The 22,948-nt window shown below is 36.3% G+C and carries 21 protein-coding genes and 4 pseudogenes; 15 read left to right on the top strand and 10 right to left on the bottom strand.

The window, feature by feature from the left end; all coding sequences use genetic code 11:
- Positions 1-3 precede the first annotated feature (3 nt).
- The 3 genes and pseudogenes from MHI02_RS15905 to MHI02_RS18595 all read left to right on the top strand — a co-directional run.
- Complete coding sequence (locus MHI02_RS15905; RefSeq protein ID WP_341166053.1) at positions 4-1,098, top strand: galactitol-1-phosphate 5-dehydrogenase; 1,095 nt, start codon at positions 4-6, stop codon at positions 1,096-1,098.
- A 109-nt stretch (positions 1,099-1,207) separates the two neighbouring features.
- Positions 1,208-1,891, top strand: a complete 684-nt coding sequence (gene rpiA, locus MHI02_RS15900) for a ribose 5-phosphate isomerase A (protein WP_341166052.1) — start codon at positions 1,208-1,210, stop codon at positions 1,889-1,891.
- 143 nt (positions 1,892-2,034) lie between these two features.
- A pseudogene (locus tag MHI02_RS18595) lies at positions 2,035-2,379 on the top strand (transposase); the annotation flags it as partial.
- 87 nt (positions 2,380-2,466) lie between these two features.
- Here the strand turns inward: MHI02_RS18595 and MHI02_RS15895 are convergent.
- Positions 2,467-2,715, bottom strand: coding sequence for a GlsB/YeaQ/YmgE family stress response membrane protein (locus MHI02_RS15895; RefSeq protein ID WP_047184153.1), 249 nt, complete (start codon positions 2,713-2,715; stop codon positions 2,467-2,469).
- Between the two features lie 164 nt (positions 2,716-2,879).
- On the opposite strand from MHI02_RS15895, the gene MHI02_RS15890 reads away from it, so the two are divergent.
- Positions 2,880-3,995: a YcjF family protein gene (locus tag MHI02_RS15890; protein WP_204797877.1), complete on the top strand. Its 1,116-nt coding sequence runs from the start codon at positions 2,880-2,882 to the stop codon at positions 3,993-3,995.
- A gap of 46 nt (positions 3,996-4,041) precedes the next feature.
- Here the strand turns inward: MHI02_RS15890 and MHI02_RS15885 are convergent, their stop codons facing one another.
- Positions 4,042-4,173 (bottom strand): hypothetical protein, encoded by a 132-nt coding sequence (locus MHI02_RS15885; RefSeq protein WP_255449086.1) that lies wholly within the window; start codon positions 4,171-4,173, stop codon positions 4,042-4,044.
- A gap of 201 nt (positions 4,174-4,374) precedes the next feature.
- Complete coding sequence (locus tag MHI02_RS15880; protein WP_047184152.1) at positions 4,375-5,550, bottom strand: MFS transporter; 1,176 nt, start codon at positions 5,548-5,550, stop codon at positions 4,375-4,377.
- A 398-nt stretch (positions 5,551-5,948) separates the two neighbouring features.
- Between MHI02_RS15880 and cyoE the strand changes: the two genes are divergently transcribed.
- A complete protein-coding gene (cyoE, locus tag MHI02_RS15875; protein ID WP_204797875.1) occupies positions 5,949-6,851 on the top strand; it encodes a heme o synthase in 903 nt (300 codons plus the stop codon).
- A 376-nt stretch (positions 6,852-7,227) separates the two neighbouring features.
- Positions 7,228-8,098 (top strand): annotated as a pseudogene (locus tag MHI02_RS15870) (cation diffusion facilitator family transporter).
- A 176-nt stretch (positions 8,099-8,274) separates the two neighbouring features.
- On the opposite strand, the gene MHI02_RS15865 reads toward MHI02_RS15870, so the two are convergent.
- Positions 8,275-8,577 (bottom strand): DUF1259 domain-containing protein, encoded by a 303-nt coding sequence (locus MHI02_RS15865; RefSeq protein WP_341166051.1) that lies wholly within the window; start codon positions 8,575-8,577, stop codon positions 8,275-8,277.
- A 360-nt stretch (positions 8,578-8,937) separates the two neighbouring features.
- Here MHI02_RS15865 and MHI02_RS15860 point away from each other — a divergent pair, with 360 nt between their 5' ends.
- Positions 8,938-9,390, top strand: coding sequence for a CBS domain-containing protein (locus tag MHI02_RS15860; RefSeq protein WP_047184148.1), 453 nt, complete (start codon positions 8,938-8,940; stop codon positions 9,388-9,390).
- A gap of 151 nt (positions 9,391-9,541) precedes the next feature.
- Here MHI02_RS15860 and MHI02_RS15855 read toward each other — a convergent pair whose 3' ends face one another.
- Complete coding sequence (locus MHI02_RS15855; protein WP_204797872.1) at positions 9,542-11,236, bottom strand: methyl-accepting chemotaxis protein; 1,695 nt, start codon at positions 11,234-11,236, stop codon at positions 9,542-9,544.
- 481 nt (positions 11,237-11,717) lie between these two features.
- Here MHI02_RS15855 and MHI02_RS15850 point away from each other — a divergent pair, with 481 nt between their 5' ends.
- The 5 genes and pseudogenes from MHI02_RS15850 (at position 11,718) to nagE (ending at position 15,517) form a co-directional block, all read left to right on the top strand.
- A complete protein-coding gene (locus MHI02_RS15850; protein ID WP_052771634.1) occupies positions 11,718-12,152 on the top strand; it encodes a PaaI family thioesterase in 435 nt (144 codons plus the stop codon).
- A gap of 128 nt (positions 12,153-12,280) precedes the next feature.
- On the top strand, positions 12,281-13,015 hold the full coding sequence (gene nagB, locus MHI02_RS15845; RefSeq protein ID WP_060669254.1) for a glucosamine-6-phosphate deaminase: 735 nt from the start codon (positions 12,281-12,283) through the stop codon (positions 13,013-13,015).
- Positions 13,016-13,236: 221 nt separating this feature from the next.
- Positions 13,237-13,827, top strand: a pseudogene (locus tag MHI02_RS15840) (SIS domain-containing protein); the annotation flags it as partial.
- Between the two features lie 111 nt (positions 13,828-13,938).
- Positions 13,939-14,082, top strand: coding sequence for a hypothetical protein (locus MHI02_RS15835; RefSeq protein WP_204797871.1), 144 nt, complete (start codon positions 13,939-13,941; stop codon positions 14,080-14,082).
- Positions 14,054-15,517 (top strand): N-acetylglucosamine-specific PTS transporter subunit IIBC, encoded by a 1,464-nt coding sequence (gene nagE, locus MHI02_RS15830; RefSeq protein ID WP_204797870.1) that lies wholly within the window; start codon positions 14,054-14,056, stop codon positions 15,515-15,517. The genes MHI02_RS15835 and nagE overlap by 29 nt, the downstream gene beginning before the upstream one ends.
- A 262-nt stretch (positions 15,518-15,779) precedes the next feature.
- Here nagE and MHI02_RS15825 read toward each other — a convergent pair whose 3' ends face one another.
- On the bottom strand, positions 15,780-16,508 hold the full coding sequence (locus tag MHI02_RS15825) for a GntR family transcriptional regulator (RefSeq protein WP_047184142.1): 729 nt from the start codon (positions 16,506-16,508) through the stop codon (positions 15,780-15,782).
- A 190-nt stretch (positions 16,509-16,698) separates the two neighbouring features.
- Here MHI02_RS15825 and nagA point away from each other — a divergent pair, with 190 nt between their 5' ends.
- Positions 16,699-17,871 (top strand): N-acetylglucosamine-6-phosphate deacetylase, encoded by a 1,173-nt coding sequence (gene nagA / locus MHI02_RS15820; protein WP_060669252.1) that lies wholly within the window; start codon positions 16,699-16,701, stop codon positions 17,869-17,871.
- A gap of 184 nt (positions 17,872-18,055) precedes the next feature.
- On the opposite strand, the pseudogene MHI02_RS15815 reads toward nagA, so the two are convergent.
- A pseudogene (locus MHI02_RS15815) lies at positions 18,056-18,163 on the bottom strand (pentapeptide repeat-containing protein); the annotation flags it as partial.
- Positions 18,164-18,394: 231 nt separating this feature from the next.
- On the opposite strand from MHI02_RS15815, the gene MHI02_RS15810 reads away from it, so the two are divergent.
- The gene (locus MHI02_RS15810) at positions 18,395-18,496 is read left to right on the top strand and encodes a YjcZ family sporulation protein (RefSeq protein WP_083452650.1); all 102 of its coding nucleotides are present in this window, start codon (positions 18,395-18,397) and stop codon (positions 18,494-18,496) included.
- 28 nt (positions 18,497-18,524) lie between these two features.
- Positions 18,525-18,674 (top strand): YjcZ family sporulation protein, encoded by a 150-nt coding sequence (locus MHI02_RS15805; RefSeq protein ID WP_083452649.1) that lies wholly within the window; start codon positions 18,525-18,527, stop codon positions 18,672-18,674.
- A gap of 214 nt (positions 18,675-18,888) precedes the next feature.
- Here MHI02_RS15805 and tkt read toward each other — a convergent pair whose 3' ends face one another.
- From tkt to MHI02_RS15790, 3 genes are all read right to left on the bottom strand, one after another.
- Entirely contained in the window at positions 18,889-20,883 is a 1,995-nt protein-coding gene (gene tkt, locus MHI02_RS15800; RefSeq protein WP_341166050.1) for a transketolase, read from the bottom strand.
- A gap of 521 nt (positions 20,884-21,404) precedes the next feature.
- Positions 21,405-21,572, bottom strand: coding sequence for a hypothetical protein (locus MHI02_RS15795; RefSeq protein ID WP_157851563.1), 168 nt, complete (start codon positions 21,570-21,572; stop codon positions 21,405-21,407).
- A gap of 133 nt (positions 21,573-21,705) precedes the next feature.
- A complete protein-coding gene (locus tag MHI02_RS15790) occupies positions 21,706-22,710 on the bottom strand; it encodes a LacI family DNA-binding transcriptional regulator (protein ID WP_047184139.1) in 1,005 nt (334 codons plus the stop codon).
- Positions 22,711-22,948 lie beyond the last annotated feature (238 nt).

The following is a 22,948-nucleotide window of genomic DNA, read 5'->3' as shown; positions in this document are numbered from 1 at the left end:
CTTTTGAAAGCATTGAATTTATATGGCGTTCAAGACCTTCGTTACGAAGATAATACACCTAAACCGGTTATTGGAAATAGTGATGATGTAATAATAAAAGTGAAATCAGTCGGAATTTGTGGATCTGATACTTCCAGATACAAAAAACTTGGACCATATGTAAAAGGAATGACATTTGGTCATGAATTCGCTGGTGAAGTTGCAGAAGTAGGTTCTAGTGTAACGAAAGTAAAAGTTGGTGATCGTGTTGCAGGATGTCCGACATTTGTCTGTGGCGAATGTGAATATTGCCGTAGTGGACAACCAGCACGTTGTGAAAAACTTACAGTAATCGGTGCTCGTCATCCTGGTGCATACGCAGAATACACAAAACTACCAGAAACACACGTAATACCACTTCCAGATAATGTGGATTACGACACTGCAACATTGGTTGAACCCTCATCTGTTGTTACACATGGATTCTATCGTACTAGTATCCAACCAGGTGCAGAAGTTGCAATTATGGGTGTTGGTAGTATTGGATTACTTGCTGTACAATGGGCAAAAATCTTTGGTGCAAAGAAGGTTTATGCGATTGATATTGATGATAAGAAACTTGCTATCGCAAAAAAGCTTGGCGCAGACATTGCTATTAATTCTTTAAAAAGACCTATACATGAACAAATTCTAGAACATACAAATGGACGTGGTGTGGATTTAGCTGTTGAATCCGCTGGATCTCCAATTACTTCTGCACAAGTATTTGCTCTGCCACGTAAAGGTGGCGAAATAGTATTTATGGGGATTCCATATGCTGACATTAATATTGAACGTTTCTTTTTTGAGAAAATTGTACGAAATGAATTAACTGTTTATGGTTCTTGGAATGCAATTTCATCTCCATTTCCTGGTCAAGAGTGGTCTTCAACCGTTCATTATATGAGCACTGGCCAAATTAAATCGGAACCAATGATTTCTCATAAGTTACCGTTAAAAGAAGGGCCAGATGTATTCAAAAAAATAATAAATGGAGAATTAGATTCTGTGAAAGTAATCTTTCATCCAGAAGAAGAAAATAAAAATCTATTATTAAAGGAAAAAGAAGCAGTAAATTAAATAAGTGTACAAGTAATCTTATTGTAGATAATAGTGTCTTTATAGGGACGCTATTTCTTTGTTTAAAGTAGAAAATGTGAAGAGACTAGTAATCAGGAGGACCTCAGTAATGCACAAGATAAATCAAACAAAAAAATTAGTTGGAGAAGAAGTATCGAAATTTATAAAAGACGGAATGAAAGTTGGCTTAGGTTCAGGCTCTACGATGTATTACGCTGTGAAGAAACTTGGTGAACGTGTCAAGGAAGAAGGTTTAAACATTGAAGGCATCCCAACATCAAACAAAACAGCAGAATGGGCTAAGAAATTTGGTGTTCCTTTAACAGACTTTTCCAAAGTTCAAGAGCTTGATCTTGCTATTGATGGTGCAGATGAAGTAGATCCTAATCTACAGCTTATTAAAGGTGGTGGCGGAGCATTGTTCCGTGAAAAGGTAGTTGCTACCTCGGCAAAAGAATTTTATGTTATTGTAGACGACTCAAAAATCGTTGATCATTTGGGTGCATTCGCGTTGCCAGTAGAGATCGTTCCATTTAGTTATGAAGTAACAAAAAGTAAAATAGCCAAACTAGGAGTTGAACCAGTCTTAAGAGAAAAAGATGGAGAGGTTTTCATTACGGATAATGGAAATTATATCCTTGATTGTAACTTCCAAAAGATTGAAGAACCAGAAAAATTATATAAACAACTTATCTCTATCATCGGTGTAGTAGAAACAGGATTGTTTACCAGCATGACGGATAAAGTTCTTATTGGCAAAGATGGCAATGTGGAAGTTATTGATAAAAGGTGATTCATCTACTAAATTGTAACAAAGAGTCTAAGACAAAACCTTATTATAATTTAAACAGCATGGAATCGATAAGCCTTTGATTTCATGCTTTTTTATTATGATTTTAGTCAATTTAGTACGCGACAGCGTGCGAAACAGAAAACCACCTGCGAACCTTGTGTAAATACATAGGAATAGAAATAATCGAGGGACACCTCATGCCAGAACATGTTCATAAGCTGGTAAGCATTCCACTGGAGGGGTAACTGTATCAAGGTTTACGGGATTGAATAGGAAAAGTGAGTTATGATGTTGGATAAACATGCAAATTAAAATATAAGTTTGGAAATTGACACTTTAGGCATAAGGATATTATGTGAGCGTTAGTTGGGCTTAAAGAAGCAACGATAAAAAAATATATACAGGTACAAGAAAAACATTATATGGCACTGGATAAATTAAATATCAGAGAATGCGAAGACCTTTTTAAGGGTGGCCAGAAATACTAACACACCTTTAGGGGTTGTAAAAATGAGGCTTGAATACTATTTTAAAGCCAGCGTCTTTAGACGCTGGCTGGGTGGTTATGATTTAAATCATTTCCTAGCAGCCTTCATAATAAGGCTCACAATGAAAATAAGGATAATTGCACCAATTAGTGCAGGTATTATACGAAAGTTTCCTATTTCAGGTCCCCAATCTCCAAGTATGAGAGAACCTAGCCATGCACCAACAAAACCAGCAATTATATTACCAATAATTCCACCGGGTATGTCCTTGCCCATAATTAGACCTGCAATCCAACCAAGAATTCCTCCTACTATTAAACTCCAAATAAATCCCATTATGTCAACATCCTTTTCAGTAAAATTTAATTTTGTGTTAGTTAATATACCCAGCTTTTTTATCTTTAAACATAATAATAGAAGAGTAGCGGTCATGGATGTTGGGGTATAATAAAACAAAAAGTCTTGTCAGTAATGAAAAGGTATTTTAAGGGGAGAAGAAAATGAAGAAAACATCAGGTATGGATCTTAACATGAAAGATATTATAAAAGAGCTGGAATCGGACTATGACAGTATGGTAAAGCCAAACATTATGATTGCAGGAAAAACGGGTGTTGGCAAAAGTACACTTATTAATGCTATTTTTCGCGAGAAGATGGTGCAAACAGGTACTGGCAAGCCCATTACCCAGCATTTACAAAGAATTTCTAAAGACTCGGTTCCTGTCACTTTATTTGATACGAAAGGGCTAGAGCTAACGGAAATTGCAAGAGAAGAAGTACAAAATGAAATTTTAGACGAAATTATGAAGCGGGAAAAGAATAAAGATATTAATGAGCATATTCATCTCATGTGGTATTGTATCTCTTATGAATCGTATCGGATTGAGCAAGAAGAAATCGAATGGATCCGGTTGTTCTCTAAAAAAATGCCTGTAATTCTTGTATTAACGCAATGCTTTAGTGATGATACATCTTTTTATGAACAATTAGAGAAATTAGAATTACCGGTAAAAAATATGGTTCGCTTACTAGCCGCTCCTAAAAGGATTATCAATAATATAGAAATACCTGCCTATGGATTAAATAATCTTGTCGATGCCACTTTTGATGCTTTACCAGAGGCAACGAAAAGAGCCTTTGTTAATGCGCAAAAAACAAATATTGATTTAAAGGTAAAAGAAGCAAAAAAGTGGTCGACCGGTTTCATCGCTAGTTCGTTTGGAGCCGGGTTTGCCCCAATTCCGTTTTCCGATGCTGTAGTTTTATCTGGGATACAGATAACCTTAATTACAAAAATCACCAATATTTTCGGCTTTTCTCGGTCACGTGCTTTGATCCAGACGATTGTTTCAGCTTTGGCTGGGACAAGTGCCGCGACTCTAACAGGAAGAGCAATGGTTGGACAACTGCTTAAGTTCATTCCGGGAGTTGGTACAGTTGCAGGCGGGATCATTAACGGAGCGGTTGCCTCGACGATAACAACAAGTTTAGCATTTGCTTATATCAAGGTTTGTGAGAAATTAAGTTATCAAAACGATATGGAATCAATGTCCGCTGACGAAATTGCAGAAATGGTCCGGGAGCAATATAAAAAAGAGTTGAAGAAAAATAAGTAAGAGGAGTAAGGGGGAATCCTATGTAAGCGGGCTCCTCCTTTTACCCTCAAACCAAACTAGATAAGCGTTGTTTCCATTTTTCTGGCAAACGTTTATAAACCTGACCTTGGAAATGAAGATCTAGATAAAGCAATATAGTTAAAATGCCAATCGTAAAAGTTATAAACCATTTATTCATGATATTTCCTCCGAATATTGTTGTTTTTATTAAAATTTTCTTCGAGTTCTGTGTATGAATGCTGATATCCGAGAGCAATTACTGATAAACTGCTCGCAAATGCTGATATCCGAGAGTAAGTACTGATAAACTGCTCGCGAATGCTGATATCCGACACCCAAATCCCGATATTCATCATCATACCACAACAAGATTTAACCCCTAATACCCGCGACTAATCCCTTTTGACTGTGAGGCTGAAAATATTCGAAATAGCACAAACGCAATAATCGATAGCATAATACCTGAAACATACGGTAATCCAATAGAAATAGAATATAGCCAACCTCCTAATGGTGGGCCGATAATTCTTCCAAGTGAATCAAAGGAGGAGATCATCCCTGTTACACCACCGTGTCCAGTCCTAGAACGCTTCGTAAGTATAGAGGAGACAGCTGGCCGGATAACTCCATTACCTAAACCAAAGATGGTTAAAAAGATAGCTGCTGTCGTAAAGCTTTCCGTGAATAGAATTAGTAGAAAGCCAACTGCAGAAACAAAAATTCCAATTTGGATGACAAAGCCTTCACCAAATCGTTTAATTAATTTACCAACCATACCACCTTGTACGATGGCGCTACCAAGTCCCATGATCATGAAGATGTAACCTAATTCGGTTGTTCCTAAATCCGCCTTTTCCGCAGCGAAGTAGGCAAAAGTTGCTTCTAACCCAGCTAAAGAAAGGGTAACGAAGAATGATAAGAAATACATGATAGACGTTGGGCCATTTAACGTTATCCATAATCCTCCAGATTTTCCTGGGGATTTTTTTCTTCTGTTTTCTACAGATAAGGATTCTTTTAAAATGAACATTACCATGAAAAAGGTAAAAAGAGAAAAGATTCCCGCCAAGAAAAAAGGTGTACTTAAGCTTGATTTTGAGAAAATGCCGCCGATTGCAGGACCAAATATAAATCCTAGTCCGATTGCAGCACCTACAATTCCCATGCCTTTTCCTCGATCTTCTTCTGATGTGATATCTGCTGCATATGCCATAACTGTCGGCATATTGGCAGAAGATAAAACCCCACCAATAATTCTTGCTGCGAATAGCATCCATAATTGTGTGGAAATGGCCGTTAAGAAAAAGGAAAGTGCTAGTCCTAATGTTCCAATCATAATAACAGGTTTACGCCCAATTCGGTCAGAAACTCTTCCCCACATCGGTGCGAAAATCAATTGCATTAATGAATAAACTGCCATCAATAGCCCTAATTCGGTTGGCGAAGCACCCAGTTCCTCCGCATAGAAGGGGATGACAGGGATAATAATTCCGAAACCAACCATCACGAGAAACATGACGGCAAACAAGATAGATAACGCTTTATTTGTACTCAACATAGGTCACTCCATTATAGTAAGCTGTTTACTAGAGACAGAAGGACAGGTCTCTTGTCCCGCTTCATCATTAATTATTAGGAAACGGGGCCTGTTCCCATGGCTCTCCCCTTAAAATAATATAGGAAAAGTTACATATTTGCGAGAGCTAACCAAAAAGAAATAGTGAAAAAAGTGTGAAGATAGGATACGACATAACTGTAATCAAAGTGGAAAAACAATGACTTTAACAAATACTATATGGTATATTTAAGTCTGTTTAGTATTATCAACATATCTTTATGGAAGAGGTTGTTCAAAAAGTCCGGTGAAAATGTCACTTCGACTTCATCCTCCTTTTTGAACAAGCACTCGAAGTAAAAAATCATAACTTATCAAGAAAAAGGAAGTGAACATAAATGGGGGAGGTAGAAAACCTACCTTTGTCAAAAATCTTGGCTCAAACCATTAAAACCGGGATCATTAAATCAAATCTAATCCCTATGTTTGCAGGGTTAACATTGTCGTTATACACGTATCAAATTAGTATTTTTGAGAAATGGCCTGAAATTATATTTGCTTTTATTGGTACTATTTTGGTCATTGGAGCGGCAGGAGCTTTTAATAATTTATATGATCGAGACATCGATTCAATCATGCAAAGAACCCAAAGCAGACCAACAGTAACAGAAGAAATAAAACCTAGTACAGTACTATGGCTTGGTATCTTCATGTCTATTTTTGGAATCATATCTCTAGCATTAACCACTCCATTAGCAGCATTTCTAGGTTTCCTAGGATTATTCTTTTATATTGTCCCATATACGATGTGGAGTAAGAGAAGAACAGTTTACAACACGGAGATAGGAAGTATTTCTGGAGCAATGCCACCTCTCATTGGATGGGCTGCTATTTATCCAGACATCACACATCCTGCCATCCTTGGACTGTTTGTCATCACAATTATTTGGCAAATGCCGCATTTTTACGCTATAGCTATTAGGAGACACGATGAATATAAGGCAGCAAAAGTACCGATGTTGCCCGTAGTAAAAGGGATTAAGCGGACGTATGTACAAACGAATATTTACTTAATTGTATTAATTGCAATCAGTTTTCTCTTTGGTTCGTTAAGTATCGGATTAATGTTAGTGGCACTTCTTTTAGGTATTATTTGGCTTGTTTTAAGTATGGTTGGTTCTAAGAGGATGGATTCGGAAAAATGGGCAAAATCCATGTTTATTTATTCCTTAATCTATATGACCATTCTTTTTTCAACTGTTATTATCTATTCACTTATGGGTATTATCTTTGATCTTTGATTTACCCCATTTAAAATGAGTAGAAAACAAGGGAAATTCCTAATAATAGCAAATAACATTACGCACACGCTATTTTATATTATAAATAGCGTGTGTATTTTTGTGAACGTCTAAAGATTTTACCATGATTGTTGAACTTTGTAACCTCACTACCCTTCAATGTGCAATTAGCAATTTTGTCTTCGGGTAATAATGTTCGTGAATGGTCAAGTTTTCAAGACGATGGGAGTTTACACGCCTAATTACGATTGATTGTTTACCTCATGCAATATATATTCTCATCTCTTACTTTTGTAGAAGTATACAAAAAGGTTGCTATAGACACACCAACTTTTAAGTTGATATTCTATTTACATACTTTGTTAGGAGAAGAAGAATGGAAGAACAAAAATATAAAGACCTAAAATTAGGTGAACGTGGTGCAACCATTAGTATATTAGCCTATATTTGTCTATCTATTATAAAGCTAATTGTAGGATATATGAGTGACTCCGCAGCCTTAAAAGCAGACGGATTGAACAATACAACTGATATTATTGCATCAATTGCCGTACTGGTTGGATTAAGGTTAGCACAAAGGCCTCCTGATAAAGATCATGGCTATGGTCATTGGAAAAGCGAAACAATTGCCTCCATGATAGCCTCTTTTATTATGGTTGTTGTTGGTATACAGGTGTTGATAGATGCTATAACATCCATGGTTGAAGGTGGGAAAGAGTCACCTGACATAATGGCGGCATATGTGGCTGTGTTTTCTGCAATAGCTATGTATTTTGTTTACCGTTATAATAAAAAGCTTGCAACCAAGATTAATAGCAAGGCGGTTATGGCAGCTTCTAAAGATAACATTTCAGATGCTTGGGTTAGTATTGGAACAGCGATAGGAATATTTGGTTCCCAATTAAACATGCCTTGGCTAGATACTTTTGCAGCTATAATGGTTTTGATTACTAATATGTAAAACAGCTTGGGATATATTTAGACAAGCTTCCCATGATCTATCAGATGGATTTAATGAAAATAAAATTCAACTATATCACGATGTAATTACCAATGTGGATGGAGTTAAAGGTGTAAAAGAAATTAAAGGAAGAAACTATGGAAATAATGAAGTGATAGATGTTGTCATCCTTGTTAATTCTAGGTTAGATATAAATGAAGCTCATGAGATTTCAACCTATGTAGAGGAAATTATGATTAAAGATTACGGAGTATACAGCGTTCATGTTCACGTAGAGCCAAATTAAATGAAAAAGTTGATGGGGTTGATGTATATGAAGCATCGCCCCATATAAAAAGAATATGAAAAAAGACCCTAATAAAGGGTCAAAAAAACATATGGCTCGCCTTAGAAAAGACCTGCTTCTTTTGCTGCCCCAAAACTTCTTCTAGCAAACTCAAACGGATCCATTCCAACATTCTCTCAATGCATATACATTAACCGTGGTTCGTCAAACAGCCAGTGGTTATGAAAGGCTGTTACGATAAGTCCTCTTTTTCGTAATGCATCAAGCATTGGATTAACTTCTCTTTGAAGAAGTACACTTTCACCTAGGTTAAGACCATTATTTTCAAAGGATAACATAAACGGAAGTGCCAATGGAGAACGAGTGCGGCGGCCTAAAATAGTTGCTCGAATATTTCGAAGTCGCATGATGACACAAACAGGAGTCGATTGAATAACTTCACCACCGATTATATCCGCAAGTCTTTGACAAGTTGACAAGTTTATTCCTCCTCCTTTCATTATATTTACTACAGCGTATGAAAAATTTGAAAGCTTGTATAGGTAGATCAAATAAAGAAAAACAATAAAATATAGAATAGATAAAACATCTAAACTTCAATGTTAATACGATAATGGTATGAATGTAGGTAACTGGTAGAAGAACTATTAGAACATTATTAAGAAACTGTTTGAAGAGAATGATTTAAATTCAAAAGCATCAGCGGAAGTAATGAAAAACCTCGGCTTACGGTACAAAAGATATGTATTAGTCAAATTTAAAAATACTTGGAAATTAAAGTTATGATAAAATAAACCTACAAAAGCTGCGTGCGGCTATACAACAGAGAGGTGTCGACAATGAATGTAAGAGATTTTATGATTACGAAAGTTTATACAATAAAACCATCCAATACGGTAAAGGACTTACTAAATATACTTAAAACCAATCGAATTGGTGGTGTGCCTGTAGTAGATGATAGAGATCAATTATTAGGAATGGTATCTGACGGAGATGTATTACGTTATTTATCTCCCACACCTATGGGAATTGCCGGGCTTGTTTATATTATAGAAGTTGGGGAAATGGAAGATGTATTAAGGGAAAAATTAAATACACCTGTGAAGGAAATTATGACGAAACGAAATCTTATATATGTATCTCCCACCGAAGAATTTGAAACGACGATTCGCTTATTATCTAAACATCGTCTCAAAAAGCTTCCTGTTGTTAATGGTGCTGGCCGTGTTGTAGGTGTACTTAGCAGGGGAGATATAATCAATAATATCTATGAACAAATTATCGATAATTAAAAAAGAAATAATCCATGATGAATTATTTCCAAACTAATCTAAATTCGAACCGGTTCTGTTGTTTTTACCATAGCTTGGAATTTTTCTATTACATCGCTTGTTTTTAGAATAGATAAAAAGGATAGTTCCCCTCAAAGAACTATCCCCCACCTTACAATTTAAAATTACTTACCAATCCGTTTAATTCCTCAGCAAGTTTTGATAATTCATTTGCACTCCCCGCAACTTCTTCCATAGCACTACTTGTTTGTTGGGAAGAAGCAGAGGTTTGCTCAATACCAGCTGCGGATTGTTCTGAAATAGCTGCGATTTCATAAATGGAACTGTTCATTTCTTGACTACTTGCCGCGATGTCTGCCATGTTCGTATTAATAAAATTAATGCTATTAACTGCTTCTGAAATAGAGTGCTGGATCGTGCTGAATTTCTCATTTGTTAAGCGGATTTGATTTGTACCTAGTTCCACTTCTTTGTATTCATCGTTTAAGGAATTTGTAACTTGATTAATTTCGTTCTGAATGGAACCAACAATAGTTGAAATATCGGTTACGGAATTTCCGACCTGTTCTGCAAGTTTTCTTACTTCATCTGCCACAACTGCAAAACCTCTACCTTGTTCACCAGCACGAGCCGCTTCGATTGCTGCATTTAACGCTAGTAAGTTTGTTTGGTCTGCTATATCCTGAATAACGACAACCAATTTGGATATTTCACGTGATTGTTCATCAAGATCTTGAACTTTCTCAACTGAATCTTGAACAATTGAATCAATGTTTTCCATTTGTTTCATAGAAGCATTCATTAACTCAGTTCCTTCATCTGCTAATACAAGTACTTGATTGGATTCATTCGTTGCTCGTTCCGTATTTTCTGTTGTTTGTTCGATTTTTTCTGTGTAATCTTTCATCATGGTCGATAGATCCGTTGTCATATTTGCCTGTGATTCAGATCCGGTAGCTAATTCTTCCATTGTTGTAGAAATTTGCTCCGTTCCAGAACGTACCTCATTAGCTGATTGTGTTAATTCTTCACTATGGGCAGAGACAGTGGCGGTAACTTCACTAATGGTTAACATAATGTTGCGCATACTATTATTCATTCCATTTGTTGCGTGAATAAGTTGTCCAAGTTCATCTTTGGAATCGGTATGTAGTTCATCATTATTTAAGTTACCACTTGTGATTTTTTGCATTTGTTCCATTACTGTTTTAATAGGATTCACAATTGATCTAGACGTAATAAATGCCGTAATAACCCCTAAAATAAGTACCACAATAAAAGTTATGATGCTAGTTATGATAATTTGTTTACCATTTTCCTGAATATTGTCACCTAACTTTTCAATTTTTGCTTCCCTATTTTTTGCTAGGTCATCGAATTCGGTAATTAATGTTCTACCAAGTGGACCCACTGTTGTTTTCATAATTTCTAAAGCTTCTTCTTTATTCCCTTTACTATACTCTGAAAAAACTTTATCCGTTAACTGTTCCCATTCTACTTTTTGATTAATTAATTCATCTAATTTTGTGGAGTCACTAATTTCACGAGCTTGTTTTACTAGATCCTGACTTTGAACGGTCCCAGCTTGGAATTCGTCCATAAAACTTTTTTCGTCAAATAATAAATATGCCCGAATCAATCCTGTTCGGCTGGCCATATTACTAGCTAATTGTTCATCTAAAATTAATAGTTCTAATTCGTTATTGATTAAATTTTCTACTTGTTTATTGGACTGATTCATAGAGTTAATAGTTAGAACACTTAATAGTAGTGTAAGAACGATAACAATAGAGAACCCGAAAATAATCTTTGTTCGGACACTTTTAAAGTTAAATAGCTTTTTCATGATGAATACACCTCGCTAATATGTAATTTCAATTTTCAAGTACTTTTTTATTGATGCTGCACTATCTGTAATTAATGATAAGGCTCCTTTCTTATCTTATATTTGTGTCTAAGGCATTCGCCCAAAAGCTTGAAAAAACCAAGTTTTCATAAAGGAGACTTCCATCCGTGGGGGTTTTCCTTCACCCCACACGGATGGTTAGTCACACTTATATAAGACCTTTACGAGTAGTTGATCCCCCACCTACCTTCTTTGTATCCTCAGAAGCTTTAGGTGGAAGTTTTACTGCCCGTAAAGGTGGGATAAAAAATAACGAAGTACAATGTTAAGCATTATATTATTTATATCGGACAAATTTCCTGTATGTAAAGTACTAGAATAGGAATCTAAAAAGAAGGCAAATATCTAGGTTTCCCACTCTCTAAAAGACTTTTCATTATGATATGATAAAAGAGAAAGATGACAAGGGGGTAGGGGATTTATGATGGAAAAAAAGGAGTTTATGGGGTTAGTTGAAAAGGCCTTCGATGAAAGAAATTTTAATCCAGAGAGTATTTTTTTATTTAAACTTTTTCAATTTGATTTTCAATATGATGATGAAAATAGAACGTGTACGATTACGTGCCCCATATCAGAAGTGATGCTCAACCCAAGCGGAATAGTTCATGGGGGAGTTTACACGTTTTTGACAGATACAGCAATGGGGCATTTGAATTTTCGCCTAAAGGACGCCCCGTATGTATCACTAGAATTGAAGACTTCTTATTTTAAAGCAGCATCTACTGGGAATATTACCGCCACAGCAAGATATACAAAAGAAGGGTATAAAGTATGTTTCATGGAATGTGAAGTACATAATGAAGAAGGAGATTTATTGTGTAAAACCTCTGGAACGTTTTACAGATATCAAAAATAAATTGGTGAATTTGAAAGTAAAGATACTATGAAAATTAGGTAAGATACGGACATTTTCCTTCTTGATGGTCTGCTTCCTATTAAGTATACTATTTCTTGCAAAGTCGTTTCATAAAAAGGAGAATAAAGATGAAAATAATTCAAGTGAAAGATTATCAAGCAATGAGTGAAAAAGCATGTGAATTAATCGTAGAAAGAATGCAAAAACTGGAAAACCCCGTATTAGGACTTGCAACTGGTTCTACTCCGGAAGGCTTATACAAATGTTTAATTAAAAAGAATAAAGAAGGCAAAGTTTCCTTTAAAAATACGACGACATTCAATTTAGACGAATATGTTGGAATAAGTAAGGAAGATCCAAATAGCTACGTTTACTTTATGAATGATAAATTATTTGATCATGTTGATATTGCAAAAGAAAATGTTCATATACCAAGTGGATTAGAAAAAGACATGGATCAAGAATGTGAAAATTATGAGCAAATGATCCGTAACGCAGGTGGAATCGATGTTCAAGTATTGGGAATTGGAGTGAATGGTCATATTGGATTTAATGAACCCGGAACACCATTTACAAAACCAACGCATGTTGTGGAATTAACGGATTCTACTCGTGAGGCGAATGCAAGATTTTTTGCTTCTAAGGATGAAGTGCCAACCCATGCTATTTCAATGGGGCCTAAAACGATTATGCAAAGTAAAGAGATATTATTACTTATTTCCGGTGAAAACAAAGCCGACGCAGTTGCACAATTAATCGAAGGCGATGTAGATGAGCAAATGCCAGCATCTATCTTACAAAAACACGATCATGTCACGGTTATTGCAGACGAAGCAGCATTATCTAAGACGAAGAATAAATAAAGTAATTTTGAAAAGAGCAGCCTATGTAAATGGGTGCTCTTTTAGTGTTGGACTGGATAATTATTCTGTGTTGGTGCAAAAAGTTAATATTATGTTCAATAAACTGGTATAGACATATATACAATAGGCTGTTATTATAAAAGTAAGCAATTACATTGTCTTCATATCTAGATAAACGATGAGTAAAGAAAGGAAGATAATTTTGTTTAAAAAACTATTCCGGTCATTCACATATATTAACAGAAGAGGTCTATTATCGGGCTGGAGGGCTTGTCCCCATTCATCCAATTTTTCATGAGCCATTAATGCTACATGAAGGCGCGATCTGTTCATCGGAATTGGAGCGGAAGAGCGGCTATGCTAAGACATTTATGGAAGAACAAGATATTCGTGAAAATGACGTGATGATTGTGATATCCACTTCTGGAAGAAACCCTGTTCCTATTGAAACTGCTCTTTTATCCAAGGAAAAAGGAGCGTTCGTAATTGGCCTATCATCCCATGTCTATGCAGAAGGGCAAACATCAAGACATGTTAGTGGGAAGTTTTTACATGAAGTTGTTGATGTAGGAATTGATAACCATATTCCAGTGGGGGATGCCTTGTTAACGAATGAAAATGTATCCGTTGGTTTTGCTCCAGGATCAACCACTGTTGGTGCGTCTATTCTTAATGCGATGATGGCAGAAGCGATATCCCGTATGGTAGAAAAGGGAATAACTCCGCCAGTATTTTTAAGTGGGAATGTGGACGGGGCTGATAAGCATAATCACGTATTAATGGAAAAATATAGCCACCGAATTAGATTTTAAACAAATAGCACATAAAGTGGTATAGACAACTATATATAAGGCGTGCTATAATTTTGATAAAAAAAAGAAGGGCTTTAGTTCTTGTCGACAGAATTAGGAGGAGTTTCTTTCTTGCATAAGTGGAATGAAGATATTTGTTCTAAAGTGGCGAATGCCAAGTTTTCTAAAAAGAGAATTGAGATCGATTTATTAAATGTTTATCAAGTAAAAATAGGAGGTTTTTACTATGATGAAATACTTGCAAAATCTAGGTAAGTCATTAATGCTTCCTGTTGCCGTATTACCTGCAGCTGCGGTATTAGTGGGGATTGGTTATGCAATTGACCCTGAAGGTATGGGTTCTGGGAGTATCATTGCGGCATTTTTAATTAGCGCGGGTAATGCAATTTTAAACTTTATTCCGATTTTATTTGCCGTCGGTGTCGCAATAGGGATGACAAAGGCAAAAGATGGTCCAGCAGCACTTAGTGGCCTGGTTGGTTATTTGGTTGTTACAACTGTTTTAGCAACAGATAATGTAGCCAACTTGTTACAAATTAAAGTTGAAAGTGTCAATATGGCATTTGAAAATATTGATAATGTTTTTATTGGTATTATTTCTGGACTGATTGCGGCTGCACTATATAACCGCTTTAGTCATGTGAAATTACCTGAAGCACTTGCATTCTTTAGTGGAAAACGATTGGTACCAATTTTAACAGCAGCAACCATGCTTGTAGTTTCCATGATCTTATTATTTGTATGGCCAGCTGTATATTCCGCATTGGTTTCATTTGGGGAAGCAATTAGTAGTCTAGGGGCAATTGGTGCTGGACTGTATGGATTCTTTAACCGTATTTTAATTCCGACTGGTTTACACCACGCATTAAATAACGTGTTCTGGTTTGATGTTGCGGGTATTAATGATATCGGTAACTTCTGGAATGGAGAAGGAACGCCAGGTATTACTGGTAGATATCAAGCAGGTTACTTCCCAATCATGATGTTTGGGCTTCCGGCGGCAGCACTTGCCATGTATCATACAGCGAAATCGAAAAGGAAAAAACAAGCTGCGTCCTTACTAATGGCAGTAGCGTTTGCATCTTTCCTTACCGGTGTTACGGAGCCGCTTGAATTTTCATTCATGTTCTTAGCACCAGTGCTTTACGTGGTACACGCAGTGCTAACAGGTATATCGTTGTTCATCGCAGCAACATTCCATTGGACAGCAGGATTTAGCTTTAGTGCTGGTCTTATCGACTTTTTATTAAGTTCACGACTTCCACTAGCGAATAATCCATATATGCTCATTCTTTTAGGTCTTGTGTTTGCGGTTATTTACTACTTCCTATTCCGTTTTTTAATTATCAAATTTGATTTCAAAACGCCTGGTCGTGAAGATGATGATGAGGAGGAAGTGCTAGTTGGAGAAACTGCACCGAATACTACTGGAAAAGATAAGTATGCAATGATGGCAGAGGCAATTTATGAGGGGCTTGGCGGAGATGAGAATGTAATATCCGTTGATAACTGTGCGACCCGATTACGTCTTGAGGTAAAAGACATGGACGCAGTGGATCAGAAGAAAATCAAAGCAACCGGTGTACCTGGAATAAATGTCGTTGGAAAACATAGCATACAAGTTATTGTAGGGACACAGGTTCAAGCCGTAGCTGATGAAGTACACAAATTAAGAAAAAAAGATGAATAAAAATGGGGGAGGCTGGTATTCTTAAGAAGGATATTGGCCTTTTTTAGCAGGTAGGAAAGTATAAAAATCTTTCCCGTCTGGGGCTCCGATTACTCGCCCCATCATAAAGATTTGCATAAGTGCAACTAAGGCATTCGCCAACTTAAAAAATAAAAGCTACGAGAAATATGGAGAGATAAGGTTTTTTCTATTGGTCTATAATCTAAACCGAAGCAATGTTAAAATAAATTTTGGGAAATAACAGGATCAACAAACAGCGCTGTTAATCCCGTTTCATTTGCATTTTGAATTTATATTTATCGGAGCGGTAAATGGATTTGACATATTCAATTGGCGTTTCTTGGTCGTTTTTCAAGAAGCTTGTCCGGTGCATGACGAGAACAGGATCTCCCTTTTTGATATTTAAATACTGGGTTTCTTCTTCGTGAGCTAGGGATGCTTCAATCGTTTGATTCCCATAAGCAATTTCTAAATTTAATTTTTTTTCAATGTAATCGTAGAATGACATAAAAAGGTCCTTGTCACTGATTTCACCAACTAAATGTTTCGGTGTATAAATAGTTTCTAAAGCAAGTGGTTCGTCGTTAGCCATTCGGATTCGTTTGACTTCATAGATCTCATCGGTTGGTTCAGTTTTTAGTATAGAACTTATCCAAGTATGACCTGAAATGACATGAAAACTAAGTAGTTTATTAGAAGGAATCAATCCACGGTTCTTCATGTCCTCACTAAAGCTAGACAGTCCGGATAGGTCCTGTTCAAATTTTCTTTCTGCAACAAAGGTACCTCGGCCTTTTTGACGATAAATCAACCCTTCTTTTACAAGGTTTGTAATTGCTTGGCGTACGGTCATTCTGCTTATGTCATATTTTTCTGCATATTCACGTTCGGAAGGCAATAAATCACCAGGTTTCAACTGATCTTGAATCATGCGTTTTATCTCTTCTTCTAGTTGATAATAAATAGGGATAGGAGAATTTTTGTCAATCATGTGTATTCCCTTTCATTGCCCGTTTTCAGTGCCACAGCTGTCAGCGAGTAATATTCAACATTTATTTTTGCCAACGAGGACACTACGGTTTTCTTTAATTTTATCAAAATAATGATTGTGTGTACACAAATATATTAATGACTAGACAACTATAGGTTTAACATCTTAAATGTGAAAGGAACAGTGAGCTATGAATACATCTATATATATTAAAAACATCCATATTCTCTTGGAAGATGAGGAATTGTCTAATGGGGGAATATTAATAGAAAACGATAAGATTAAGAAAATTTTTAGGGAAAATGAGCAACCGAATCATCTCCCTGAAAATGTAGAAATATTGAACGGTGCCAATCTAACCGCCATTCCAGGGTTCATCGATGGTCACATACATGGTGCGAACGGTGCCGATACGATGGATGCTACAGAGGAAGCGTTGGATGCGATGGCATACTTGCTACCGAAAGAAGGGACAACTAGTTTTCTAGCAACAACCATCACCCAGTCTCCGGAAAATATCGAGAAAGCTTTAAAGAACGTTGCAAAATATAAAAATAAAGCCAAACACGCAGAAATGATTGGTGTCCACTTGGAAGGACCATTTGTTGAAAAGTCGAAAGCTGGTGCGCAACCTATTGAATACATTATGGAGCCCAATTTGAATCAATTTTTAAAATGGCAGGAGCTTTCAGGGAACAACATTCGAACGATTACCATGGCACCAGAGCATGATGTGGACGGTACATTTATTGGGTATTTAAATAAAAATGGTATTAACGTATCTGCTGGACACACAGATGTTGGATTTGAAGGTATTAAAAAGGCAGTTGGAGAAGGGGTTAGCCAATTAACTCATTTATGTAATGCGATGAACGGGATTCATCATCGTGACATTGGAGCGGTTGGTGCGGCATTCCAATTGGACGATCTTCGTGCGGAATTAATTTCTGATGGCGTACATGTTGTAAAAGAAATGCTACAACTGATTTATAGTAATATCGGTAGTGAGCGACTCATTTTAATTACGGATGCGATGCGGGCAAAAGGTTTACCAGCGGGTGATTATGAGCTTGGTGGACAACCTGTAAAAGTTACGGAAGATCGTGCGGTATTAGAGGATGGTACACTTGCTGGTAGTATTTTAAAAATGGATAAAGGAGTGCAAATGATGCTCGGATTGGATGGTGTAACGTTAGGTGATGTTGTACAAATGGCTTCCGTCAATCCTGCAAAACAAATCGGTATATATGATCGAAAGGGAAGTATCAAAGAAGGAAAAGATGCCGATATTTTACTTGTTGATGATGCGTTGAATATACAATACACCATTTGCCGTGGTGACATTTCATTTATGCGAGCGTAATGGGCATATCGTTTTTAATGAACTAGGAAGCATTTATCGGACCTTTAAGGAAGTTGATCTCCCACCTACCTTCTTTGTTTCCCAAGAAGGTTTAGGTGGGATAGATTCCTCACTATCAGTTTTGAAGATGTGTTCCACGTAGTTAAGATTACTTTTGAATCCTCTGTTTTTCACACTTTAGCGCTTATAACAGTTGTATCGCTTGAGACGTTGATACTTTGTATCCTCTTAACTTCACTATTGAAACAGTTAAAGAATCAAAATCAGATGTGTTTATATCAGTCCCTTTTAATCATGTTTCTTCAAATCTTACGCCAAGTTGAATAAAGAAAGCTATTGAATTGAACTTTTAATCTAATTTATACAAGCGAATTTTAATTCTAGTCGATCATCCGAATACACATTAAAATAAGGGATGTTCTGTCAAGCTCGTAAAAAAACCCAAAAACTAGGATTTTATCCATGTCGCCATGAATTCTCCTAGCATATAGTGACTATATAAGGCTTAAGGAGGTGTATTGTAATGAGTGATGGAAGAGGATACGGTGATGGTTTTGCGTTGATCGTTGTGTTGTTTATTTTGTTAATTATTGTAGGTTCTGCATATGTTGGATTTGGTTATTAATAATAAAATTTTTGTAAGGAGTGTTATTATGGGATTCGGATTTGGTAACTGTGGATATGGTGGATATGGATACGGTGGAGGAGTAGCAGGAGCAGGATATGGCGGAGGTAACAGCTTTGCGTTAATCGTTGTTCTGTTTATCCTTCTAATCATCGTTGGCGCAGCTTGGTATTGCTAAGTCTTTCTAATGGAAGAAACCTTTTTTAAAAGCTTTCCTCATGTCTTTAATAAAGACTATTACCTCCTCTAAAGCGGTTATGGGGTAGCTAGAAATTTAGCTACCCTCTTCTTATTTGTATTGGTTTATCGAGATAGATGGGGATTATTTGTGATTTAAAGGATTAAGAAAAAATGCGGAGCCTATAAAAGGCTTCGCATTTTTTGGATAAATATTATGCCAATACTTCTTCCACAGTTTTCACTACATTTTCAACTGTAAATCCGTATTCTTCAATCACTTTGTCTCCTGGTGCGGATGCGCCGAAACGATCGATTCCTAGTACTTTACCGTCTAGACCTACATAGCGTTCCCATCCAAGTGTTGCACCCATTTCAATAGCTACGCGAGCTCTAACTTCTGATGGAAGAACAGCTTTTTTGTATGCTTCGTCTTGTGCTTCGAAACGATCCCATGATGGCATACTTACGACACGTGCATCGATACCTTTTGCTTTTAATTCAGATTGAGCTTGTACAGCTAATTGTACTTCAGAACCTGTTGCTAAAAGGATTGCATCTGGGGTTTCTTTTTCAGAATCTACTAATACGTAGCCACCTTTTTGTACTCCTTCATAACCAGTACCTTCTAATGTTGGAAGGTTTTGGCGAGTTAGAACAAGTGCAGTTGGTGTGTCTGTAGATTCTACTGCTAATCTCCATGCTGCAGAAGTTTCATTTGCATCTGCTGGACGGATAATAGAAAGACCAGGCATGGCACGTAATGCTGCTAAATGTTCGATTGGTTCGTGAGTTGGGCCATCTTCTCCAACAGCGATAGAATCGTGAGTTAATACATACGTAACTGGTTGATTCATAATCGATGCAAGACGAATGGATGGACGTAGGTAGTCATTAAATACGAAGAATGTACCACCATAGACTTTTAATCCACCATGAAGTGCCATACCATTTAGTGCAGCACCCATCGCATGTTCACGAACACCAAACCAAATATTACGTCCTGCGTAATTTTCTTTAGAATAGTCTTCTTCTTTATTCATCATGGTTTTGTTAGAACCTGCTAAGTCCGCACTTCCACCAAAGAAGTTAGGTACAGCATCCGCAATAGCATTTAACACTTTTCCGGAAGATGCTCTAGTTGCTAATGTATCTTCACCAGGAGTGAATTGAGGTAATGCTTTTTCCCAACCCTCAGGAAGTTTGTTGTTAATTGCTGTTTCTAATTCTTTAGCAAGTTCAGGGTATTTTTCTTTATATTGATTAAATAGCTCATTCCATTGTGCTTCTTTTTCCGCACCGTCTTTAACAACTTTTTCGTAAAAATCAGCATAAACTTCTTCCGGTACATGGAAAGCTTCATGTTCCCAGTTATAGAATTCCTTTGTCAATTTCACTTCATCTGTACCAAGCGGAGCACCGTGAGCATCAGATTTAGCGGATTTATTAGGTGATCCGTAACCAATTACTGTTTTAATTTCAATAAACGTTGGTTGTTCTGTATTGTTTTGAGCTGCTTTGATTGCGTTTCTGATTTCATCTAGGTTATTTCCATCTTCTACATAAAGAACTTGCCAACCATATGCTTTGAAACGTTCTTGTGCATTGTCAGAATAAGATTTATTTAAATCTCCATCTAAGGAAATATCATTCGAATCGTAAAGAACGATTAATTTTCCTAAGCCTAAGTGACCAGCTAGAGAAGCTGCTTCATGAGAGATACCTTCCATTAAGTCACCGTCACCGACAAGAGAGTAAGTATAGTGGTCAACTACATTTAAATCATCTTTATTATATTTGGCAGCTAAATGACTTTCAGCCATCGCCATACCAACTGCCATTGCAATACCTTGGCCAAGTGGACCAGTTGTAGCTTCCACACCATCTGTATGGTTTACTTCTGGATGTCCTGGAGTTTTAGAATCCCATTGACGGAATGATTTTAAATCATCCATGGATAAATCGTATCCTGATAAGTGAAGTAAACTATATAAAAGCATGGAACCATGGCCTGCTGAAAGTACAAAACGGTCACGGTTGAACCATTTAGAATGTTTTGGATTGTGATTCATGAAATCAGTCCAAAGTGTATATGCCATTGGTGCTGCCCCCATTGGTAAACCAGGGTGACCAGAATTAGCTTTTTCAATCGCATCAATTGCAAGAGTACGAATAGTATTTACTGCTAGCTGTTCTACATTATTTGACATTGTCAAACTCCCTCCGAATAAAGTAATTAATAGTATTACTATATACTAGTATAATAGAAAACGAGTGGGAAACAAACGAAAAACAATTAAATAATTGTAATTTAATAAGTAAGTTTGTCGTTTTTCGTTTATAATGAGTTTAGGAAAAGGTTTACACTTTTGGGAGGAAAATATAAAAATTTCTTACCTGTAAATTAACTGAGATGTTGGCAATCTAATAACGAATACAAGTTTTCTAGTATAATAATTTAACTAAATTTTAGCTTTCTTATACTTATTTATAATTTTTCGCAGCTTCTAGATCTTTATCGTAATCTGGATGGTTATGACGTCATTTACATATTCCACGTAAGTTACCTTATTGTCTGAATCTACAACAAAACTTGCTCTTGTTAAAAGCCATAACTCTTCAATTAGTACACCATATTTCTTTTACCAAATCAGAATCTCGGTGATCAGAAAGAGCGTCTAAATTTTTAATACCATTTGCAGCACACCACCGTGTTTGTGCAAAAGTAAGTTCACACTAATGGAATGGATAGTACTTGCGTATTTGAAAGTTTATCCGCCTCTTTGTTGAAACGCATGGTTTCTTTTGAACATACTCCAGTATCAACGGATGGTACTGGAGCAATTAATTTTACTTTTCCGTTATAATCATCACATTTAGTTAAACTATTAACCTGCATTTGAAATTTTCTATTAAATTATAACGTTATACTATATTTATAATTTTAATACATATAAGTTAATCAATTTACTTGAAGATAACACTAAGGGGGGCGTACAATTCGATAAAGAAAAAAATTCCCCTTATCCCTTTTAACATCCACAAGATTTACGAATGTTCATGGATGGTGGTAATTCGATATGGCTCATGTAATTTGGGTTGTTTATTTTATTTAATAGTACATCAAATGCAGTTTTTCCGATCGTTTTTGGTGGAAGAACGATATTGGTTACGGGAGGGTCGATAATATGGGATGTTGAAAATTCCCCAAAACCAATAAGTGCAATATCATCCGGTATGGTTAAACCTAATTCTTTAATCTTTCCGATAGCACCAATAGACATTAAATCATTTTGTACGAATAAGGCGGTCACATCTTTTTCTTTTTTTAATAATTCTTCTACCGCAGCTTCTCCACCTTCAACAGTTGCATATCCTTGTACGATTATGTTTTCGTCAAACGGAATTTCGAACCTATTTAACGCATCTTGATAACCTCTTATTCTATCTTCTGTTGTGGATACATTTTTAAAAGAATATATAAATCCTATCTTTTTATGTCCGTGTTTAAGAAGGTGTGTGGTTGCATCGTAGCCTAATTGATAGTTATCCCCCGTTACACGAGGGATATTGGTAATTCTTCGGTCATAACGATTCACCATGACAATCGGAAAGTGATTCTCCATATATTTACGTAAATAATTGATGTCACCTGAAGTTGGAGAGAGAATAATACCATCTACTAATTTGGAATGAAGTAAATTAATCGTTTTTTCCTCATAACCGCTATCTTCATTTGTATTAACTAGTAATAAGTTATACTCCTTTTCTTTTGCACGTTCTTCAATACCAAAAATCATCTCTGTAACAAAGGAATCAGGGAAGCTCGAAACAACTAAGCCAGCCGTTTTCGTGGATTGCTGTCTTAAGTTCTTTGCCGCTGAGTTAGGCACGTAATTATACTTATTAACAACTTTTAGTACTCTGTTTCGTGTAGCTTCTGAAATATGCTTTGTATTGTTAATAACGTGCGAAACAGTGGCAACAGATACATTTGCTTCCCTTGCAATATCTTTCATCGTGACTTCATTTTTCATTTTTAATTACTCCTAATTTAGACCATTAACTTCTATTTCAAATTATTGTTATTATAACAGATTTACCGTGTTTTCAATAGTTTCAGTAGTGGAAGGTTATAAGATAACGGTTGACAATGAATACCTACAACCTTTAATACTTTTGGTTCAAATAGTTAAAGGATTTACCTTGAGGATGAGTGAATTTGTAAAGTAAAAAAGAAAATTCAAGGATAACATTACTAGTGGGTATTGATAA

The organism is Oceanobacillus sp. FSL K6-0118 (assembly GCF_038006665.1).
Classification (GTDB): Bacteria; Bacillota; Bacilli; order Bacillales; family Amphibacillaceae; genus Oceanobacillus; species Oceanobacillus caeni.
Note: the sequence above shows the minus strand (reverse complement) of the source record. Positions and strands in the feature narration are given on the sequence as shown.

Bases quoted from the DNA above. Each gene is read 5' to 3' on its own strand.
- MHI02_RS15805 (WP_083452649.1), top strand. From the start codon at position 18,525: ATGGGATTCGGATTTGGTAACTGTGGATATGGTGGATATGGATACGGT.
- tkt (WP_341166050.1), bottom strand. From the start codon at position 20,883: ATGTCAAATAATGTAGAACAGCTAGCAGTAAATACTATTCGTACTCTT.
- cyoE (WP_204797875.1), top strand. From the start codon at position 5,949: ATGGGGGAGGTAGAAAACCTACCTTTGTCAAAAATCTTGGCTCAAACC.
- MHI02_RS15810 (WP_083452650.1), top strand. From the start codon at position 18,395: ATGAGTGATGGAAGAGGATACGGTGATGGTTTTGCGTTGATCGTTGTG.
- nagA (WP_060669252.1), top strand. From the start codon at position 16,699: ATGAATACATCTATATATATTAAAAACATCCATATTCTCTTGGAAGAT.
- MHI02_RS15885 (WP_255449086.1), bottom strand. From the start codon at position 4,173: ATGAATAAATGGTTTATAACTTTTACGATTGGCATTTTAACTATATTG.
- MHI02_RS15795 (WP_157851563.1), bottom strand. From the start codon at position 21,572: ATGCAGGTTAATAGTTTAACTAAATGTGATGATTATAACGGAAAAGTA.
- MHI02_RS15790 (WP_047184139.1), bottom strand. From the start codon at position 22,710: ATGAAAAATGAAGTCACGATGAAAGATATTGCAAGGGAAGCAAATGTA.
- nagE (WP_204797870.1), top strand. From the start codon at position 14,054: ATGATGAAATACTTGCAAAATCTAGGTAAGTCATTAATGCTTCCTGTT.
- MHI02_RS15825 (WP_047184142.1), bottom strand. From the start codon at position 16,508: ATGATTGACAAAAATTCTCCTATCCCTATTTATTATCAACTAGAAGAA.
- rpiA (WP_341166052.1), top strand. From the start codon at position 1,208: ATGCACAAGATAAATCAAACAAAAAAATTAGTTGGAGAAGAAGTATCG.
- MHI02_RS15895 (WP_047184153.1), bottom strand. From the start codon at position 2,715: ATGGGATTTATTTGGAGTTTAATAGTAGGAGGAATTCTTGGTTGGATT.
- MHI02_RS15855 (WP_204797872.1), bottom strand. From the start codon at position 11,236: ATGAAAAAGCTATTTAACTTTAAAAGTGTCCGAACAAAGATTATTTTC.
- MHI02_RS15850 (WP_052771634.1), top strand. From the start codon at position 11,718: ATGATGGAAAAAAAGGAGTTTATGGGGTTAGTTGAAAAGGCCTTCGAT.
- MHI02_RS15890 (WP_204797877.1), top strand. From the start codon at position 2,880: ATGAAGAAAACATCAGGTATGGATCTTAACATGAAAGATATTATAAAA.
- nagB (WP_060669254.1), top strand. From the start codon at position 12,281: ATGAAAATAATTCAAGTGAAAGATTATCAAGCAATGAGTGAAAAAGCA.
- MHI02_RS15860 (WP_047184148.1), top strand. From the start codon at position 8,938: ATGAATGTAAGAGATTTTATGATTACGAAAGTTTATACAATAAAACCA.